The organism is Adlercreutzia sp. CNCM I-6216 (assembly GCF_977113345.1).
The window spans coordinates 146,511-165,308 of the sequence record NZ_CDSBIE010000002.1 but is presented as its reverse complement, the minus strand read 5'-3'; the positions used below and the strand labels follow the sequence as shown (position 1 = coordinate 165,308).

The following is an 18,798-nucleotide window of genomic DNA, read 5'->3' as shown; positions in this document are numbered from 1 at the left end:
TGAGTCAGGGGATTATAGATAGCGGATGGTGCCTCGTCAACTTGCTCACGGATCCCCTGGCCCGTAAAACCTCCTGTTCGGCGCGCTGCTATGCCGTTGCCATCGGCGTGCTCTTGCGCGCTGCGGTCGGGGCCACCGCTGGTCGACGATGGCCCCGCGACGGTCGGCGACCTACTTGGTCACCGTGATCACCACGTTGTCGTAGCGATCGAGAACGGTCGAGCCATCGCCCTTCGCGGGGGCGGTGTAAGCCTCGCTCACGTTCTGGGACGTGGCGGCGTAGGCGCCTTCCGCGTCCTTGTAGGCCTGCACATCGCCGGTGGGGTACACGCTGATCTCAGCGTTGTAACCGTTGGCGGCGAGGTAGTCGGCCACCGACTGAACGTCATAGTTGTGAATGGCGTCCAGCCCGTTTTGGTTCTCGCTGGAGATGATGCCCTCGGTAAGGACGACATCGGCCGTGCTGCCCGCCGGAACGAACATCAGGTCGGAGTGCACGTCGCCTCCCACGGCGGTCTCGTCGACCACCATGAAGACCTCGTAGCTACCCAGACCGTCAGAGGAATCCGACACGCTGTCGTCGTGCACGTAGTAGAAGCCGTACGCCGGGACAGCGATCAGGGCTGCGCACAGGCAGGCCAGAACCGCGATGGCAAAAACCTTCTTGCCGAATGCTGCGTTGGTCATAAGTGCTCCCTCAATCGTGGTCGCCCCGCAGTTTCGCAACGCAGCCCCATTATGGCGCGCGCACGGAAAAGGTCAAGGGCAAAACCCCAGGTGCAGCGCACAATCATCCTCGTGGAAGGGCGAAATCATCACGAGAGGATGATGCCGTTTTTCGCAAAGATGGGCCTGGTCGTATGAGCTGGGCGCCGCGATGCTTCCTAGAATGTAGGACGAAGAGGATAGGAAGCGGCGTCTGCTATCGGATTGCTCGAGCGAACGAAGGGCGAAAAGAGCCTTCCGCGCATCGGGGTTCGCGATGACGACCGCGCGCGAAACGAGAGAGGAAACCTGTATGGCCTATCAGCATCAGGGTTCTTGCGCGAGCGCCGGGGACACCCTCGAGCTGCTCGCCTTCGACGACGAGTTCGACCCCTTGGCGGTGGACGACTCGGAAATCGATCAGGAATGGATGGACGACGAGAACCCCTACGACACCATCGACTACCCCACCATGCGCAACATGCCCGAGACGGTGCACCACGACCCGGTGTACTCGCCGGCGCGCCAAGGTAGTGCCACCGAGGCGCTGCAGGCGCTCATCGTTCGCAACCCCAACCGCCGGCCCGTGCTGCTGAACATCATTGGGGTGTGCGAAGACGGCTGCGCCTCCAGCGTCATCTCCGAGAAAGTGGACGAGTGGCAGCGCGACAACTGGTCGGTGTACGCGCCGATGACGTTGTGCCGCATGTTGGAACGCGCCGGGGCGCTCGTGTTGGAGATGCCCGAGGTGACCGACGAGCACGAGAGCGTCGAGGAAGGCGTGAGCTACCTGGAGATTCGCGAGACCGTGGATCCGGTGTGGCGCTCGACGCCCGAAGCCTTGGCCCTGCGCGAGGAATACCTCGCTGGCAAGAGCTTCCGCGCAGTCGTACTGGGCTCCGACGAGGCGCGCTACGCCGAGGTGTACCGCGCGGTCATGGAGGCGCTCGCCGAGGCGCCCCGGAAGCTGGCCGACATCGAGAGTCTGACCGACACCATGGACATCACCAAGTCGCCGCGCCGCTTCGGCCAGCACTTCATTGATGTTCTGGAGACGTGCGACTGCGTCATCTGGGGCGACGGAGCGTGGAATTTGACCGATCTGGGGCGGGCCATGCTCGCCGAGCTTTCAGACGTTAAGGAGGCGTAAGAGCCATGGTCGTTATGGAAGAAGCCGTTGAGGAAGTTGCCGCTCCCGAGGAGGTGAATCTCGTCGAGCTGATGAATGCCCGCGCCCGATCCTACGGTATGCTGGCGCGCTTGTTCCGCGAAGAGGTGGATTTGCCGACCCTGCGCGAGCTGCAGCAGATGCGCTTCCCTCAGGCCACGGGCAACGCGGCTGCCGACGAGGGGTACCACCAGCTCTACGATTATCTGAAGCGTGCCTGGGACGACTCGGTGACCGAGCTCGCCATTGATTACGTGAGCACGTTCATCGGCCATGGCGTGAACGGGTATTCCGCCGCCTATCCGTACGAATCGGTGTACACCTCCGAGCGCCGCCTGCTCATGCAGGAGGCCCGCGCCGAGGTGCTCGCCACGCTGCGCGAGAACGAGCTTGTGCGCGGCAACTGGAACGAGGCCGAGGACCACATCGCGCTGGAACTGGAGTTCATGCAGCGTATGGCCCTGCGCGCCGCCGAGGCTTTGGGCGATGCCGCCGAGGAAGAGGCCATCGCCTACCTGCGCACCTCTTACGACTTTCTGGAGAACCACCTCTTGAACTGGGTTCCCATGCTGGTCGCCGATATGCGCATGCATGCCCGCACCCTGTTCTACCAGGGCCTGGGCCAGCTGACCTTCGGCACTCTCCAGGAAGACGAAACCGTCCTGCGCGAGCTTCTGGACTCCGTGGAAGCTTAGCGGCTTTTGACGCCTCCGCTGCGACGAGGCGTCCCAACCCTACCAATCCCTTCCTTCTTTCCCCTCCTTTGTCGGCCCCGCCCCTCCTCGGCGGGGCCGACCCATTTTGGGCGAGCGACCGCACAACGTATGCGCTGATTTGTTTGAGAAACGAGCGCATAAGAAAAGCCCCAATCGGGGCTTTTCTTGCAGAAGGGCTTCGGAGGAAGGACTAGTCCATGCCCAAATCGGCGAGGAGGGCTTGGCCGCCCAGCGTGATGGGGGCGGCGCCGCCGGCTTCTTCTAGGAAGCAGGTGGGGCGTACCTGGGCGATGCGCTCGCCGTCTTCCATGCGCACGCGAGCGACCTGCATCTTCGTGCGCTCGGCCAGCTCCAGGGGCGCACGGCTGAACGTGGAGAACATCAGCGTATCTGCGGCTTTGGCCACGCCGGCGGCAAAGGTGCGGCGATCGTTCTCGCGCACGCGGGCGCGATCGGCGTCGGTGGAGACCACCTCGAAGGCGTCGCGGGCCGGCATGAAGCCGTCCACGCAGCCGGTGACGTACAGGGTGCGGTAGCCGCAGCCGCACAGCTGCTCGTGGGAGCTCACGCGCACGGCACGGATGTTGGCCTCGTGGGTGGGGAAGAACTGGGCCTTTCGCACCATAGCGTACAGGGTCGCAGCGTCTTCGTCGCCGGCGAGGGAGTCAGCCAGGGCCGCGAAGTCGCGCAGCTTGTCGGCGCCGAGGGCCGCCAGCAGGTTGTAGCCGCGGCGACCCTCGTGGGCGGCGATCATCGCGCGACCGGCCGCGTAGCGCTCGGCTAGGCGCTCGGCCCGGGGGAAGGGCTCGTCCTCGCCGGCTGCTCGGGCGGCCGCAGCTGCTTCCAGGGCGTCCAGGATGCCGGCATCGTGCTCGTCGCACCAATCCAGCAGGAAATGCCAGCCATCGGAGTAGGTGAGGTAGTTGCCGAAGCCCACCCAGGCACGCCAGGCGAACAGGTCGTCCGGGTCGGCCAGCAGGTTCAGCGATGTGTAGGCCACAAGTGCTCGGGCGCGGTTCGTGTCGCGCGGATCGCCGGCCAGGCGCTCGAAGCCCAGCGACGACACGGCGAAGCCGCGGTGGGCGAGCATCTGCTCGAAGGCGTGCGCCCACTGCTTGTTGGGGGCCACGATGCAGATGTCGGACTGGGCCGCCTCGGGGTCTTCGGCGTTCACAGCGAACAGGTAGCGGCTCAGCCCGTTGAACTCCTCGTCGGGGGTGTTCCACTTCACCGTGGCGATGTCGCGGATCGTGCCTTCGCGCCGGGCGGCGGTGCGGGCGTCCTCGTTGCCGGTGAGCACGATAGCGTCGCAGAAATCGGTCACGTTGGGGTTGCCGAAGGCGACGTCCAGGGAGAACACCTCGACGCCCCGGCGCAAGGTGTCGAAGGTGGCGAAACCCTCGGGGGCCGGGAAGCTCGTGGCAACGCGCACGGTCTCGTCCGGATTGCCGGCGACGATGAGCTGGTCGCGGGCGAGCAGGCACAGGCAGGTCTGCTGAGCTGCGGAAAGGTTCTGGAAGTCGTCGGCGAGCACGAGGGCGAACCGCTGTCGCGCGCCAGCGCCCGCATCACTTTGCAGGTAGCGCCCGCAGAGGTAGGCCACCTCATCTTCCAGCATGGCGTTCGTGGCGCTAAGCAGGCGATGGGCCAAATCCAGCACGTCCTTCTCCTCGCCGACGGCCCAGTCGTCCTCGGGGGCGAGCGCGCACCATTGCTGCTTGATGTGGCCGAGCTCCGAGCGCAAGCGGCGGGCGGGAGTCCCCAGGGTCTTCATGTCCTCCAGGAAGAAGTTGTACTCGAAGGGCGCGAGCACGCGGGGAGTGCGGCCGGTGGCGGCGCGGGTCTCGGGCGCCTCCAGCACGGTGAGGCACACCTGCTGCGCACAGGCCACGGTGATGCGGCCGGCGATGTCTTCCACATCCTGCACCCCGGCGGCGGCCAGGGCGTCCACCAGGCGTCGACGCGCCACGCGGGCCGCCTCGGCCGTGGAGGTCTCGATGAGGATGTCCTCGGGGGCGCATCCGGCGGCCACGGCGGCAGCGGCCCGGCGCAGCAGCGCCTCGGTCTTGCCGGAGCGCGCGGGGCCGACGATTTTGGCCGTGCGGCCGTCGAAAGCGGCGATTTCTGCCATCATGTCAGTCATGGGTGCCTCCTAATCGGCCAAGATGCCGCTGGTCGAGTCGAAATCGCGCGTGGAGCCATCGGCGTAGACGACCGTCCACTGGTCGAAGGCAACAGCGAAATCGGCGTCGGGCAGGGCGTACTTCTTCTGGATGTCCTCGCCCAGATGTGCCTCCTCGGCGATGCGCTCGGCCACGATTTCCTCGGCGGTCTTGTCAAGCTCGCCGCGCTCGATTTCTTCCAGGTCGTGGGCGATGCGGGCGCGCACGACGATATCGGCCGCCTCCTCGGCCTCAAGCGCCGCTTCGGCGGCCTCAGCTACCAGAGCGGGGGAGGCCACGAACGACTCCTCGGCGGCCCTCTCGGCAGCCTCGGCCTCGGCTGCGGCCGCCTCTTCGGCGGCGCGGGCCGCAGCGGCCTCGGCCTCTTTGCGGGCCTCAAGCGCTACCATACCGGCGGCGTGCTGCTTCTCGTAGGAGGCCGCGGAAGGCAGCGTCACGGCGACGACATCCTGGCCGAGGGCCCCTGCGTTCAGGGCCTCGCGCACGCGGCTCACCCACTTGCTCTCCTCGGGGTCGATGCCGCAGGTGGAATCCAGCCGCATGCGCACCACGAGGCGACCGCCCTGCAGCTCGATTTCCAGCCACGTGAACACAAGCTCGGGCTTGCTCTCCTCGCGCTGGCGGCGGTTGAAGATCTTCATCTGGTTGTCCACGGCATGCACCTGGTTCAGCAGCCAGTGCTCAATGTAGTCGTTCCACAGTGCGTCGGCGCCTTCCACGGAGGAATCCAGGTACTCGCGGGCTCCTACGCGCACGGTCATGCGCAGACTGTTCACCGGCTCGCCGTCGGCCGCCGGGTGGGAGCGCACCACAGGCGTTCCCAGGTAAGAGTAGCAGCGGTCGATCTCCAAGCGCAGCTCATGATCGACGATCGACTCGTCCAAATCAAGCGTGAGGGCCATGGAAGGATGGGGCTTGCTCATCCGTCTCTCCTTTCTTTTTGGCAGGTTCCGCAAAAGATCCTTCAGCCGGCTTCGGCTCGTCTTGAATCTTGGGGAAACTGCCGCCTATCCTCTTCGCCATCCAGTATAGAGAGGCCTCGAACAGGTAAATCATCCCATCGAGATGAGCGCGTGGGATGATTGCGCGCTCCTAAATCGGCCTGCTCTTATGATTGCGCGGCGCGTGCGGCCCATACCATTTTCAACCGTTGGGCAACAAAACATCGGTGGCTGCTCGACAGCGGAGGCGGATCTTCACCCCCTCCACTTGCGAAGGCCGCCGGCGCCGCCGAGGGCTTCCGGTGTTTTGTTGGAAAGCATCGAACGAAAGAGAGAGGAGGACCCATGGCTAAACTTTCACTGACTCGTCGCAGCTTCCTGAAGGCCGCCGCCGTCACGGGCGCAGCGAGCACGCTGAGCTTCGCCGCAGCTCCGTCTGCGGCTTTGGCCGAGGGCGTCGACGAATCAGCTGGTGAGGTCAAGCGCATCCGTTCCTGCTGCCGCGCGTGCGGCAAATGCGAATGCGGTGTGTGGGTCACCGTGCAGGACAACAAGGTCATCAAGGTAGAAGGTGACGAGTCCAACGCACACAGCCGCGGACATTGCTGCGCGAAGTCCCAGGCGTCTATGCTGGCGCTGTACCACCCCGATCGTTTGCGCTACACCATGAAGCGCACCAACCCCAAGGGCGAGGACGATCCCGGCTGGGTGCGCGTCAACTTCGCCGAGGCCATGGACGAGATCGGCGCCAAGTACAACGAGCTCATTGCGAAGTACGGCGGAAAGTCGATCTTCTCCATGGGTGGTACCTCGCGCGTGTGGGCGCAGCCGCCCTACGGCACCCTGAAGTCGGTCTTCGGGACCCACAACTTCCATTCCGCCTACGAGATCTGCAAAGGCCCGCGCCATTTCGGCGGCGTGCTCACCGATGAGAAGGGCTCGCCGTGGATGGAGGTGGAGCAGGGCCCCATCGTGTACGTGCAGTGGGGCACCGCGTCCGAGTATTCCAACTACGACTCCACCAACCGTACCGTCGTGGACTGCTCGCAGCGCGCCTACAAGCACATTCTGGTTGACCCGCGCATGAGCCCGCTGGGCAAGGAGGCCGACCTGTGGCTTCCCATCCGCGTCGGCACCGACTTGGCCATGTCGCTCGGCTGGCTGAAGTGGATCGTCGACAACGACGCCTACGACAAGAACTTCGTGAAGCGCTGGTCCAATGGCCCGTTCCTCTACAACCCCGAGGCCGACGGCAAGACCTATAAGGGCTACTTCTTGGAGATGAACGGCGGCATCCACATGACGAGCCGCCTGCTCACCGAGGCTGACCTCGACCGCGAGTGGGTTTCCCAGTTCTGGGAGCCGGCGCCAGAGCAGTACTCCTACCGCCGCTTCATCTGCTGGGACGCTGCCAACGAGAAGCCGACCTACTGGGACGCCGAGGAATGCCAGTGGGAGGGCGAGAAGCACAAGATCCCGACCACCGGCACCTGGATCGAGCACCCTTACAAGCCCATCATCGCCGATGCGTGGCTGCCCGACCCCTCGAAGTTCGCCGACCCGGCCGACCCGGCCTACGACGCCTACTGGACCGGCGAGGGCAACGAGAAGGGCAAAAAGTCGAACCCGAAGGGCCTGCCGAAGGACCCGGAGCTGTGGCCCGACGGCGTGCAGGTGAAGCTCGCCAATGGCAAGATGATCGAGGCCAAGTCGGTCTGGCAGGAGTGGGAGCACAACCTGGAGGAGTACACGCTCGAGCGCGTCTCCGAGATCACCGAGGTTCCCGCCGACAAGATCGAGGAGGCGGTGCGCACCTACACCACGCGCCTGAACCCCCTTCACGGCAATGGCGGCATCCACTACCAGCTGGCTCCCGACCAGACGGGCCATGCCGTGCAGAACACCCGCGCCCTGCAGCTCATCGCCTGCCTCACCGGCAACTCCGACGAGCCCGCCGGCAACCGCGGCTCCTCGAAGGCCCAGGTGGACGGCTGCTGCGGCCGCGCCAACATGATCGTGACCGATCACGACCCCGTCGACTGGGGCATCCGCGAGGGCATCGGCACCATGGAGCTCGGCAACACGCCGCGCGACCTTTCCGTGGAAGACCAGATTCCGCTCATCCAGAACTTCGTGAAGTACCTGCAGGACGAGAACTCTCCGCTCATGGAGCGCTACGGCAACCACATCCCCACCGATGAGGAGGCCCGCATCATCGCCATGCGCAAGGGCGGCGACTATAAGGGATCGCGTTCCTTCCCGGGTCTGAAGACCCCGTTCGAGAACAACGCGGACCAGATTTCCGCCGAGCGCTTCCCGCTGCTGCGCTTCTGGAACTCCTGGACCGACGCCTCCTCCATTTGGGACGCCATCCGCGAGATCGATTCTCCCTACAAGCTCTACGGCGGCATCTGCATGTCCGGCGACTTCATGAACCAGTCGAATCTGCTGGAGGCGTGGGACGCGCTGACGCAGCTCGACTTCTGGGTGGACATCAACCTGTGGTCGTGCCCGAACAACGGCACCGCCGACTACGTGTTCCCCTGCACCCACTGGCTGGAGACCAACACGGGACGTGTGTCCCAGGGCGCCGGCGGCATCTTCGGCGCGGGACAGCGCTGCGTGGAGCCCATCGGGGACGTGGTCTTCGACCCGACCTTCGTCGTGTGCCTGCACAAGTCCATGGGCGTGCCGTTCAACGACCGCGACCCCGAATACGACGAGTGGCTGAACCTCGACTACCATGACTTCATCCAGGCCGGCGGCTCGGTGGGCTACGAGGAGCAGGAGTACCGCGTGCTCAAAGACGCCACCGACTGGTGGAAGACCGAGGAGTACCCCGACGGCCCCGACTTCCCGCAGTACGCCGCGAAGTTCCAGGAAGAGGGCTGGTTCGACTGCCGCAAGTGGCATCCCGAGCGCTGGGGCACCTACCGCCGCTGGGAGATGGGCTACCGTCGCCAGCAGGCCGGCTACAACCTGTATGCCGCTGTGGACGAGAAGTGCGCCTTCGGCACCCCCACCGGCAAGGTAGAGATCTGGTCGACCATCTGCGAGTCCTACATCGGCGACACGGTGAGCGAGTCCTACGTGCTGGAGACCCCGGGCACCGCGGCCAAGGTGGGGGAGAAGACCCCGTACTTCGCGAACGTGTGCTCGCCGGATCGCGACGCCTACGCCGGCGACATTCCGGACATCGACAAGTTCCCGCACTGGTTCGAGCCGAAGAACTCCCGCGTTCAGGCACCTGAGTGGTACGACGCCAACCTCGTGGACGGCGCGTCCTACAACAGCGACAACTACCTGAACAAGCCCTACCACGGCATCGCCGGGGTGGGCACGGGCCAGGCGACCGACAACGGTGACACCGACAACCTGGAGGCCTACAAGCAGGCCGTGAAGGAGAACCCGGAGGCCACCTTCATCTGCACCTCCGGCGCCCGCCAGCCCGTCTACTTCCACTCCGAGCACCGTCAGCTGCCCTGGTGCCGCGAGCTGTGGCCGTCCCCGCGCTTCGAGATGAACCCGAACGACGCGGCGCGCCTCGGCATCGAGCAGGGCGACTGGATCTGGGTGCGCACCCCGTGGGGTGCCATCCGCGAGGTGGCCGATCTGTACTACGGCATCAAGGAAGGCACCACCAACGCCAACCACGCCTGGTGGTACCCGGAGATGGACCACGCCGCCCACGGCTTCGAACTTGTCGGCATCAACTGCACCATGGACAAGTACGCCCAGTGCTGGATCTGCGGCGCCTCCCAGCTGCGCGGCAACCCGATGGTCGTCTACAAGGCCACCGAGGAGAACTCGCCGTTCGGCAACCCCGTGCCGTGCGACCCGTGGGGCAACGAGGCGATCACCAACGCCAACGACCCGCGTCTGAAGGAATGGCTGGCCAACGACCCGCGTCTGGACGACTCCAAGGTGGAGCTCACCTACGCGAGCGCCGATGCGAAGGGCCTGCAGACGATCAGCCTCATCAAGGAATAGGAAGGAGGAAACACGATGTCCAACTACGCAATCATCACGGATCTCAACCGTTGCACGGGCTGCCTCGCCTGCACCGTGGCGTGCAAGGCCATCAACGGCGTGGACGTGGGCAACTTCTGGATCAAGACCCTGCGCGTCGGCCCGCATCCCATCGAGGGCGGTTCCGGCACCTTCCCGGACGTGGAGATGTACTTCCTCCCCGTTCAGTGCCAGCACTGCGAGAACCCCGAGTGCGTGAAGGTGTGCCCGACCGAGGCGTCTCATGTCGCCGAGGACGGCACCATCCAGATCGACAAGGACAAGTGCATCGGCTGCCAGTTCTGCGCCATGGCCTGCCCCTATGGTGTGCGCTACCTGAACCAGACCGAGCGCGTCGTCGAGAAGTGCACGCTGTGCGAGCAGCGCACGAGTCAGGGCGAGCTGCCCCAGTGCGTGGCCCAGTGCGGCGCCCGCGCCCGCTTCTTCGGCGACCTCGATCAGGGCGTCGAGAACTTCGAGGCCCCGGCGCACCCGGACACCCCCGGCTGCCAGTACGACGACATGACGAAGACCCGCGTCAAGCTCAAGGACTACGTGGAAGCCTTTACCGAGAACGACATTCATCACCTCACCAACAAGGGCAACAACCCCAAGCTCATGTACTTGTTGCGCGAGGGCCGGAAGTGGAGGGAGTAACAACCCATGGAAATTCAGTGGCCCCTTATTCTCTTCACCTTCTTTAATTGCCTGGCCGGCGGTATCTTCTTGATGCAGGGTATTCTCACGCTCGCCGGCAAGGGCAAGGCTATGCAGCTCGCGTCCTGTGTGAGTGCCATCGTGGCCCTCGCCATCGGCGGCCTGTCGGTATTCTTCCACCTGCAGCACCCGCTGCGCATGCTGAACGGCTTTGGGCACATCACCTCGGGCATCACTATCGAGCTCATCTTCGTGATCGTGTTCGCCATCGCCGTGGTGCTGTACTTCCTCATGATGCGCCGCTCCGAGGAGGGCGTGGCCCCCAAGTGGTGCGCCATCCTGGCCATCGTCGTGTCCCTGGCGCTGCCCTTCGCGACGGGCGACTCCTATCTGATGAGCGCCATTCCCGTGTGGGACACCATGCTGCTGCCTCTGTACTACGTGGTGGCCACGGTGATGCTCGGCGGCCTGGCTGCCATGATCATCGCTGGCGCCACGAAAGCTGAGGACGCCGTGAAGCTGTCTGCCACCGTGGCCTTCATCGGAGCCGTGGTGTGCGCCGTGGTGAGCGTCATCTACGCGGTCGCTATCTCCGGCATGGGCGCGAACTATACCGAGATGGAGTATTACTTCGATCCGACGCTGCCCGATGTGGCCATGCGCCAGTCCGAGCAGATCACCGGTGCCATTCTGGCCGGCGAGCATGCCGTGGCCTTCTGGCTGGGCAACGTCGTCATCGGTTGCGCGGTGCCGGCGGTGCTTGCGGCTCTCGTGATGGTGGGCAAGATCCCCGCCGAGAAGGCTCTGGCCGTGGCCGTGATCGCCCTGGTGTGCGCCGTGATCGGCACCATCGTGTGGCGCGTGCTGCTCTACGAAGTGGCCGTGAACGCCCTCATCCAGTTCCAGTGGGCGCTTCAGTAAGAGGTTGAACGTGAGAAGGGCCATCTCTGGTCGGTTGGCCCTTCTCTGAAGACGAGTGTTGGACAGGGCGGCTTGATGTAACGGCTTAAGCCCCGCAGGCGACGCAAGTAAGCCGCCCTGTCTGTTTTGAAATGGCTTGCAAATAACGATTTTGCGGTTGGAGAACGCGGCAACCGTTATTTGGAAGCCATTTAAGCAAAGAGTGAAGAGGAGACTGCTATGGCTCAAGAGGAAAAGAAGGACGAAGCCGAAGTCAAGCGTGCGCCGCGTGGCGGCATCACGCGGCGCGGGCTGTTCATCGGCGTGGGATCGACGGCGGCGCTGCTAGGTCTGGGCGCTTTGCGCTACGCGGGCCACAACCCGCTGAACCGACCGCCGGGAGGCACCGACGAGGCCCATCTGGTAAGCGGCTGCATCCGCTGCGAGCGCTGCTACGAGGCGTGCCCCCGTGAGGCCATCGTGCCGGCGAAAATCGAGGACGGGCTGCTGGGCATGCGCAGCCCCATGCTCGACTTCAACACGGGAAACTACTGCGATTTCTGCTACGAGGAGAACGGCGGCAACCCCTTGTGCGCGGCCGTGTGCCCCACGGCGGCCCTGGAGCTGCCCGCCAGCTACACGGTGGGCAACCCGGAGACCGGCGAGACGGGCGACATCATCATCGGCACGGCGGAGATCGATCCTCGCACGTGCTTGGCCTATCGCATGACCGGCTGCCGCGACTGCTACGACGCCTGCAACTACAGCGCCATCGAGCTTAAGGACGAGGGCGGCGCGAACCCCATTCCCTACGTCGTGGAAGACAAGTGCAACGGCTGCGGCGCCTGCCAGGCCGCCTGCCTGTCGCTGTCGTCCGGTTCCATCAAGTCCACCGAGCGCGCCATTGTAGTGCGCCCTATTGAAGCCTAAAGGGGGTAAGTTATGGCTCAGAAGAAGGAAACTACGGAAGCGTCCGTTTCATCTCAGGCTGCGGGCGTGAAAGGGAAGGGCTCTGCGAACGCGCTGGCCGCGAAGCTGAAGACGCGTCGGCTGCGCACGGCTGTGGGAGCCGTGGTGTTCGTCGGCATGGCCGCCGGGCTTGTCGCCGGCGTGAGCATGGGCACGATGTCCGGCTTCGGTTGGGACACGTTCTCGATGCTGTGCCCCTTGGGCGCGCTGGGCACCATGATCGCCACGAAGACTGTGATTCCCCGCGCGGTGGTGTCGCTCGTGCTTATCGCCGCGCTGGTGCTCGTGTTCGGCCGCGCGTTTTGCTCGTGGCTGTGCCCGACCATGCTCATCGATCGCGTCCGCGACTTCTTCCGCTCGCCCAAGAAACGCCGCGAGCTAGCGGAGAAGAAGAACTCCGAGATCAAGGCCATCTCGCAGCAGGAGCTGACGAGTTTGAAAGCTGCGAAGGACGGCCACGCCTGCGGCGCCTGCGGTAAGTGCCAGCCGGTTCATCACGGCAAGGTGGACTCGCGCCACGCAGTGCTCGGCGGCGCGCTGCTTTCCACGGCCGTGTTCGGGTTCCCGGTGTTCTGCCTCGTGTGTCCGGTGGGCCTCACGTTTGCCACGGTGCTCGTCATCTGGCGCGCCTTCGCCCACGGCGACGCGACCATCGGGCTCATTCTCATTCCGGCCATGCTCGTCATCGAACTGGTGGTGCTGCGGAAATGGTGCTCCAACTTCTGCCCGCTTTCGGCCCTCATGAACCTGGTCGGGCGCTTCTCGCGCACGTTTGTGCCTACCATTAATGATGAGAAGTGCCTGGAGACGGCCCGTGCCACCTCCTGCAGCAAGTGCGCCGAGGTGTGCGACGCCGACATCAACATCCGTCATCCGGAATTCGGGCTGCGCACCATGGCCGACTGCACGCGCTGCCGCAACTGCGTGGACGTGTGCCCCACGCATGCCATCACGATGCCGGTGTTCGTCGGCAAGAAGGCGGGCAAGACGGTCGTGGAAATTCCCGATCCGGTCATGGACGACTTGGAACCAAAGTTGGACTAGCGACTCGTTGGGGGGCGGCCCGCGGAGCCCGTGCTCGCCGCCCGCTGATCGCTGTTTCCCGCTGCGAACGCGGCCAAGGAATCAGCGAAGATGACGCACATGAGTCGGTACTATCCCGGCATCGTTGCTGCTGAAGTGGAAGCTGATTCTTAAGAGCCGCGTTCTCCGCGGGGCGATCAGAGGTCGTCGATCACGGGCTCCGCGGGCCGCCTCGCGAGGTGATATTAAGCTGCAAGAGCGGGAGGGCTTTGGGAGAGGCCCGACCGTCTTGGAAGAGGAGTGATAATGGTTGAGACGATTGATGCGGGGGCCCATCGCTATGTGGGGGCCGCGTTTACGGTCGTGGACAGCGGGGCCATTCGGGTGCATCGGGAGCGGTGCGCGAAGGTGCGCAACCGCAATGTGGACTGCCTGAAGTGCGCGGCGGCGTGCACTTCAGGGTGCCTTTCTTTGGATGATGGCGAGTTGGTGATCGATGCCTCGAAATGCGTCGGCTGCGGCACCTGCGCCACGGTGTGCCCCACGTGCGCTTTGGAATCTTTGAATCCGTCGGACGCCGAGTTGAAGGTCGCCTGCCTGCGCGCCGCGCGCGGTGACGAGGTGGTCATTGTCTGCAGCCAGATGGAGGCGGCCTTGGGCGATTTGCTGGTGCCTGGTGTTGCGGCGTCCGTGATTTGCGCAGGGCGCGTAGATGAGTCGCTTCTGGCGGGGCTCGCCGCCGAGGGCGTGGGCTGTGTGACGGTGCTCTGCGGCGACTGCGAGCGTTGCGCCCAGCGCCACGGTCGCGACACGGCGGAGCTCGTGGCCGAAACGGCGCGTCAGGTGCTCGGCGCTTGGGGCAACGAGCTGGAAATCGTCGTGACCGACGTGCCTCCGGTGGGCGTTCTTGCTGATGGCGTCGATACCGGAGCCGTCGAAGCTGCCCGCGACGCCCACTTTGCCCAAGAGCCGGCTTGTCCGCCTGTTCGCGAAGCTGAAGAATTCCTCACCGGTTCATCTGTAGAGGCGGATGCCCTGCGCCGTCCCGCCCATTCCCTCCATGTCATGAAGGACGGCACGCTGCCGCACTTTATTCCCGATCGGCGCGAGCGATTGCTGGACGCATTGGCGCAGCTAGGGGAGCCTGCGAGCGGCAAGCTGGAGACCCGCCTGTGGGGTGCGGTGGTCATCGACGGCACGAAGTGCGTTTCTTGCCGCATGTGCGCGACATTCTGCCCTACCGGCGCCATCGCGAAGTTCGACGACGCCGACGGCACCCTAGGCGTTGCCCACACCCCGGGCGACTGCGTGAAGTGCGGCAGCTGTGGGGACGTGTGCCCGGCCGGCGCCATCACGCTGCTCGATGCCGTGCCTGTAAGCTGGCTCACCGACGGCAGCCGCCACCGTTACGTCATGACGCCGCGCCCCGTGAGCCTTACCGACAACCCACACCAGATCCTCGACACCTTCCGCCTCGACTTCAACGGAGACATCTTCGAACGGTAGGGGAGCCGCACCGATCGCCGGGGCCCTCCGCGCAGGGAGTCGGCGAACCGTTAGCGAGCCGGCCCTCCACGGCGTCTCGCCGAAGCCCGCACGGCGGCGACGGGATCGTCGTGCGGCGAACTTCAGACTTCTCCGCAAAGCAGGAGAGGCCGCATCTCCCGACTGCCCCGGCATCCGCCCCGGCAGCCACGCGACCTCGATCTGCCCGCCCCCGGCGCCCCTATCCTCTTCACGGCGCCGGGGGCGTTTTATACCAAGGGCAAGCGCAGAGTGAAGGTGGTGCCTTCTTGTGCGGTGCTGGTGACGGCGATGGCGCCCTTGTGGGCTTGGGCGATGTCGCGGGCGATGGCCAGCCCCAGCCCGTAGCCGCCGGCGCCGTCGTTTTCGCTGTCGACGGCGTTGTGGGTGCGGGCTTTGTCGGCGCGATAGAAGCGGTCGAACAGGTGGGGCAGGTCGGCCGCATCGATGGGCTCGCCGCTGTTGCGCACGGAAAGGACGGCATCTCCCGTCGCAGCCCGCAGCGTCACGGCCACGGTGCCCCCGGGGTCGGTGTACTTGCAGGCGTTGTCCAAAAGCACGGCCACGGCCCGTTGGAGGCGCGCGGCGTTGCCCCGTACGGCAATGCCCGGCGCGACCGTGCATTGCCAGGTAAGATCCCGTTCGAAGGCCACGGCCTCGAAGGTGAGGGCCTCGCCCTCCACAAGGCGGCTGAGGTCGACGACGGCCGCGGGGCCTTCCGAGGTTTGGGCGCCTTGCGGGGTCGGTCGGGCCAGATCGAGCATATCGGTCACGAGGCTCTGCATGCGCTCCGCCTCCATCTGGGTGCTCTCAATCCACTGGCGCTGGCTGGCGATGGTGTCACTGCCGCGCTGCCGCAGGATGGCGTTGTTGGCGAGGATGACCGTGAGCGGGGTCTTCAGTTCGTGGGACGCGTCGGCTGTGAACTGCTGCTGCTGGGCCCAGGCCTGCTGAACCGGGCGCAGCGCCCAGCGGGAGAAGACGAGATTCAAAAGGAACAGCAGCCCCAGCGCCCCTAGGCCCACGGCGGTGAGCACGAGGGCCAGCGAGCGCCAGCCGTCGGCGGCGCTTCCGTCGGCGAAGGCCACCATGAGGTCGGGGCCTGCCTCATGCTTGGCGAAGTACAGTCCGACGTCGGGCAGATACCCCCAGGGCGCTTCAGCGCTGACGACTTCAGGAATGGCGTGCACGAGCAGCGCCTCGGGCACGGTGGCTCCCGAGCGGTCGGTCAGTTGCATGACCGTGCGGTCGGCAATGTAGTAGACCGCCACGGGCAGCGAGGCCTCCTCGGCGGTGCCGGGGCCTCCGATGCGGGGCGGCGCGAAATCGGGATCGCTGGTGCCGGCGCCGATATCCTGGGTGGGAGCGGGGGCCGAGCCGTCCTCTGTGGGTGTTTCCGCGCCTTCAACGCTTTTGCCCGGGTTTGCGTTGCCGCTCGTGGTGCCTTCCGCGTCGTTGTCCGCGTCGGTGCCACCGGCCGCCTCGTTTCCAGCGCGATTGTCGTCATCGTCCGCGCCATCGGCGCCTGCGGCGTTCTCGCCGTCTTCCCGGGGGCCTCGCCCCGATGGAAAGGCTCGGCGTCGGGGATGAGCTGCGGTTCGTGCAGGGAGCGGCTCGTGGCGGCCATGAGCCGGTTGCGCACGTCGTCGATGTCGGCGCGGTAGTCGGCGTAGCAGATAGTGGCGAACGAGGCGGCCAGCACGAGGGCGGCCAGCGTCATGTTCAGGGCTATGAACTTCGTTCTCAGCTGGCGCAGCATGGGGGCGGCTTCGTCGGCTGCGCGCTTCGGAGTCCTGACGCCCTTCGGGTTCAGACAGGAGGCGAGGCGCGGTTTCGGAGGGAGTCCCATGGGCGCTTAGCCCTCCTCGGCGAGCCGGTAGCCCACCGAGCGGATGGTCTCGATCTTCGCCTTCGACCCCACGTGGGCCATCTTCTTCCGCAGAAACGAGATGTATGCCTCTACGTTGTTGTCGCTGGCGCTGGATGAGGGCCCCCAGGCGCGGCTGATAAGCTGCTCTTTCGAAAGCACTGCTCCCGGCGAGCCGAGCAGGATGCGGGCGATGGCGAACTCCTTCTGCGACAGGCGGATGGATTCGTCGCCGCAGGTGAGATCCATGGATTCAAGATTCAGCGTGAGGTCGCCCACGGCGAGCGTCTCGAAGACGACGTCGCCCTGGCGCCGTGTGAGGGCGCGCAGGTGGGCCAGAAGCTCGGCGGGGGAGAAGGGCTTGGTCATGTAGTCGTCGACGCCGGAGTCGTAGCCGCAGATTTTGTCGCTTATGGCATCGCGGGCGGTGAGCAGCAGAATGGGCGTGCCCACATGCGCTCGGCGCAGGCGCTGGGCCACGGTGAAGCCGTCGGCCTTCGGTAGCATGACGTCCAAGATGATGACGTCGTAGGTGCCTGCCTCGCCGTACTGCACGCCGGCCTCCCCGTCGTGCACGACGTCGGTAGTATAGCCGTTGTCCTCAAGGATGCGGGCCAGCGCCTCGGCGAGGCGAGCGTCGTCTTCCACGACCAGAACGTGCATGGTGATCCTTTCCGTAAGGGCCGTCGCGCACCGACGCCTCGGGCTCGGTTGTGGCGCTTCGCAGTGTGTGCCCGGAGCTGTTGTGGCGCTGGACGCGCTTGAATTCATTGTAACGGCCCACCTGAAGGCAACCTGAAAGGAATCGGCTGCTTCAGGCAGTTTTCAGGAAGTCCCCTTATTGTTGGGGCCGGCCTGCGGGAGATCGGGGTTTCGCGGCCCGGCGAGAATCAGGATCCGCGGCCAGCGAGGAAGGAGTATCCGTGACCGCCTACAACAGCGTGTTCAAGCGCGTGGAGAAGAAATACCGCATCGACGTGGCCGAGCGTGCGGCTGTGGAAGCGGCGGCGGAGCGCCTCATGGCTGTTGATGATTACGGTCGCACCCGCATCACAAGTTTGTATCTGGACACGCCCGAGCGCGCCATGATCGCCCGTTCGGTGGAAAAGCCGCTCTATAAGGAGAAGCTGCGTCTACGCGCCTACGGGGATGCGGCTGGGGTGGCCCTCATGGGAGCTTTCGGTGCCGGGCCGATTGTGCGTGAGCCAGGCGGCCTGCCGCTTTCCGATGGGGAAGTGGAAACGCGGGTGGCTGCGGGGCTACGAGTGGCGAGGACGGCCGCAGGGCTGCAAGTGGCGCCTGCTGCCGCCGGGCTGCAGACGATGGGCGATGCTGATGGGGATGCCGTGGGAAGTGTCGAGGCGTGCAGGCCGTGCGCTGGAGAGGCGCTTCGGGGCAACGGTTTGTCAGCGGGCTTCCCTGTGTTTTTTGGCATCAAGAAGAAGTTCAAGGGCATCGTGTACAAGCGGCGGCTCGTCCTGACGCTGCCGGCGGCGCTGGCCTTCGTGAGCGGCTTGCCCTACGAGCAGGCCTGTGCCCGTTGGCCGCTGCCGGATGCGGGGCTTGCGGCCGTGGCGCTCGCGCCGGCCACGCGCCAGATCGCCCGCGAGCTAGAGGCGGCCATGAACCGTTGGCTGCCCCTGGCGCCCTCCATGGGCATCGCCTGCGATCGTGTGGCCTGGGCCTATCGGCCCGAGGTACGCGAGGCGCGTGGGCGCGACGAGCTATTCGACGCCGACCTGCGCATCACCTTCGACGACCGCTTGGCGTATTTCGACTGCCATCGCTTCCGTTCGCCATGGCGGCCCATCATCGAGTCGAGCGAGTCCGTCATGGAGATAAAGAGCGCCGGGCCCTACCCGCCGTGGCTGGTGGACGTGCTGTCGGCCGAGCGCATCTACTCGGCTTCATTTACCAAGTATGGCAACGCTTATCAGATGGCAACGGCTGTGCCGCGCGCTCGAAATCATCGAAGGGCTATGCGTGGTGGTGCGTGAACCGTTCGGGAAATGCGAGTCCTGGAAATAGGCGAAAAAACGGAGTTGTTAGACATGGGCTAAGCTTCAAGGTCCTTCAACGGAGGAAAAGTGATTCGATCTGAGGCGAAAAACCCACTCGCAGGCCCTCTTTTCGGCGA

14 protein-coding genes are annotated in these 18,798 nt (G+C 65.2%); 9 read left to right on the top strand and 5 right to left on the bottom strand.

All coding sequences use genetic code 11. The annotated features are described in order from the left end of the window. Positions 1-171: 171 nt before the first annotated feature. Positions 172-687: a hypothetical protein gene (locus ACYVRU_RS02475; protein ID WP_173114561.1), complete on the bottom strand. Its 516-nt coding sequence runs from the start codon at positions 685-687 to the stop codon at positions 172-174. Positions 688-1,018: 331 nt separating this feature from the next. On the opposite strand from ACYVRU_RS02475, the gene ACYVRU_RS02470 reads away from it, so the two are divergent. Beyond that, complete coding sequence (locus tag ACYVRU_RS02470) at positions 1,019-1,855, top strand: hypothetical protein (RefSeq protein WP_461185691.1); 837 nt, start codon at positions 1,019-1,021, stop codon at positions 1,853-1,855. A 5-nt stretch (positions 1,856-1,860) separates the two neighbouring features. Then, entirely contained in the window at positions 1,861-2,568 is a 708-nt protein-coding gene (locus ACYVRU_RS02465; protein WP_461185690.1) for a TorD/DmsD family molecular chaperone, read from the top strand. A gap of 211 nt (positions 2,569-2,779) precedes the next feature. Here the strand turns inward: ACYVRU_RS02465 and ACYVRU_RS02460 are convergent, their stop codons facing one another. Continuing rightward, positions 2,780-4,732: a UvrD-helicase domain-containing protein gene (locus ACYVRU_RS02460; RefSeq protein ID WP_461185689.1), complete on the bottom strand. Its 1,953-nt coding sequence runs from the start codon at positions 4,730-4,732 to the stop codon at positions 2,780-2,782. Between the two features lie 9 nt (positions 4,733-4,741). Next, complete coding sequence (locus tag ACYVRU_RS02455) at positions 4,742-5,695, bottom strand: hypothetical protein (RefSeq protein ID WP_461185688.1); 954 nt, start codon at positions 5,693-5,695, stop codon at positions 4,742-4,744. A gap of 363 nt (positions 5,696-6,058) precedes the next feature. On the opposite strand from ACYVRU_RS02455, the gene ACYVRU_RS02450 reads away from it, so the two are divergent. The 6 genes from ACYVRU_RS02450 (at position 6,059) to ACYVRU_RS02425 (ending at position 14,776) form a co-directional block, all read left to right on the top strand. Beyond that, on the top strand, positions 6,059-9,703 hold the full coding sequence (locus tag ACYVRU_RS02450; RefSeq protein WP_412669003.1) for a molybdopterin dinucleotide binding domain-containing protein: 3,645 nt from the start codon (positions 6,059-6,061) through the stop codon (positions 9,701-9,703). A gap of 15 nt (positions 9,704-9,718) precedes the next feature. Then, complete coding sequence (locus tag ACYVRU_RS02445) at positions 9,719-10,378, top strand: 4Fe-4S dicluster domain-containing protein (protein WP_114549334.1); 660 nt, start codon at positions 9,719-9,721, stop codon at positions 10,376-10,378. A gap of 6 nt (positions 10,379-10,384) precedes the next feature. Then, positions 10,385-11,299, top strand: a complete 915-nt coding sequence (locus tag ACYVRU_RS02440; protein WP_461185687.1) for a dimethyl sulfoxide reductase anchor subunit family protein — start codon at positions 10,385-10,387, stop codon at positions 11,297-11,299. 219 nt (positions 11,300-11,518) lie between these two features. Then, entirely contained in the window at positions 11,519-12,208 is a 690-nt protein-coding gene (locus tag ACYVRU_RS02435) for a 4Fe-4S dicluster domain-containing protein (RefSeq protein WP_227069483.1), read from the top strand. 12 nt (positions 12,209-12,220) lie between these two features. After that, a complete protein-coding gene (locus ACYVRU_RS02430) occupies positions 12,221-13,291 on the top strand; it encodes a 4Fe-4S binding protein (protein WP_231699520.1) in 1,071 nt (356 codons plus the stop codon). 285 nt (positions 13,292-13,576) lie between these two features. Beyond that, a complete protein-coding gene (locus ACYVRU_RS02425) occupies positions 13,577-14,776 on the top strand; it encodes a 4Fe-4S binding protein (protein ID WP_114540349.1) in 1,200 nt (399 codons plus the stop codon). Positions 14,777-15,024: 248 nt separating this feature from the next. Here ACYVRU_RS02425 and ACYVRU_RS02420 read toward each other — a convergent pair whose 3' ends face one another. Both ACYVRU_RS02420 and ACYVRU_RS02415 read right to left on the bottom strand, forming a co-directional pair. Beyond that, positions 15,025-16,065, bottom strand: coding sequence for a sensor histidine kinase (locus ACYVRU_RS02420; protein ID WP_455798328.1), 1,041 nt, complete (start codon positions 16,063-16,065; stop codon positions 15,025-15,027). 584 nt (positions 16,066-16,649) lie between these two features. Next, the gene (locus ACYVRU_RS02415) at positions 16,650-17,324 is read right to left on the bottom strand and encodes a response regulator transcription factor (protein ID WP_461185686.1); all 675 of its coding nucleotides are present in this window, start codon (positions 17,322-17,324) and stop codon (positions 16,650-16,652) included. 260 nt (positions 17,325-17,584) lie between these two features. On the opposite strand from ACYVRU_RS02415, the gene ACYVRU_RS02410 reads away from it, so the two are divergent. After that, complete coding sequence (locus ACYVRU_RS02410) at positions 17,585-18,658, top strand: VTC domain-containing protein (protein WP_461185685.1); 1,074 nt, start codon at positions 17,585-17,587, stop codon at positions 18,656-18,658. The last annotated feature ends 140 nt before the right edge of the window (positions 18,659-18,798 follow it).

What these genes read in the sequence shown, in the direction of transcription:
- ACYVRU_RS02475 (WP_173114561.1), bottom strand. Translation starts at nt 687, where the DNA reads ATGACCAACGCAGCATTCGGCAAGAAGGTTTTTGCCATCGCGGTTCTG.
- ACYVRU_RS02470 (WP_461185691.1), top strand. Translation starts at nt 1,019, where the DNA reads ATGGCCTATCAGCATCAGGGTTCTTGCGCGAGCGCCGGGGACACCCTC.
- ACYVRU_RS02465 (WP_461185690.1), top strand. Translation starts at nt 1,861, where the DNA reads ATGGTCGTTATGGAAGAAGCCGTTGAGGAAGTTGCCGCTCCCGAGGAG.
- ACYVRU_RS02460 (WP_461185689.1), bottom strand. Translation starts at nt 4,732, where the DNA reads ATGACTGACATGATGGCAGAAATCGCCGCTTTCGACGGCCGCACGGCC.
- ACYVRU_RS02455 (WP_461185688.1), bottom strand. Translation starts at nt 5,695, where the DNA reads ATGAGCAAGCCCCATCCTTCCATGGCCCTCACGCTTGATTTGGACGAG.
- ACYVRU_RS02450 (WP_412669003.1), top strand. Translation starts at nt 6,059, where the DNA reads ATGGCTAAACTTTCACTGACTCGTCGCAGCTTCCTGAAGGCCGCCGCC.
- ACYVRU_RS02445 (WP_114549334.1), top strand. Translation starts at nt 9,719, where the DNA reads ATGTCCAACTACGCAATCATCACGGATCTCAACCGTTGCACGGGCTGC.
- ACYVRU_RS02440 (WP_461185687.1), top strand. Translation starts at nt 10,385, where the DNA reads ATGGAAATTCAGTGGCCCCTTATTCTCTTCACCTTCTTTAATTGCCTG.
- ACYVRU_RS02435 (WP_227069483.1), top strand. Translation starts at nt 11,519, where the DNA reads ATGGCTCAAGAGGAAAAGAAGGACGAAGCCGAAGTCAAGCGTGCGCCG.
- ACYVRU_RS02430 (WP_231699520.1), top strand. Translation starts at nt 12,221, where the DNA reads ATGGCTCAGAAGAAGGAAACTACGGAAGCGTCCGTTTCATCTCAGGCT.
- ACYVRU_RS02425 (WP_114540349.1), top strand. Translation starts at nt 13,577, where the DNA reads ATGGTTGAGACGATTGATGCGGGGGCCCATCGCTATGTGGGGGCCGCG.
- ACYVRU_RS02415 (WP_461185686.1), bottom strand. Translation starts at nt 17,324, where the DNA reads ATGCACGTTCTGGTCGTGGAAGACGACGCTCGCCTCGCCGAGGCGCTG.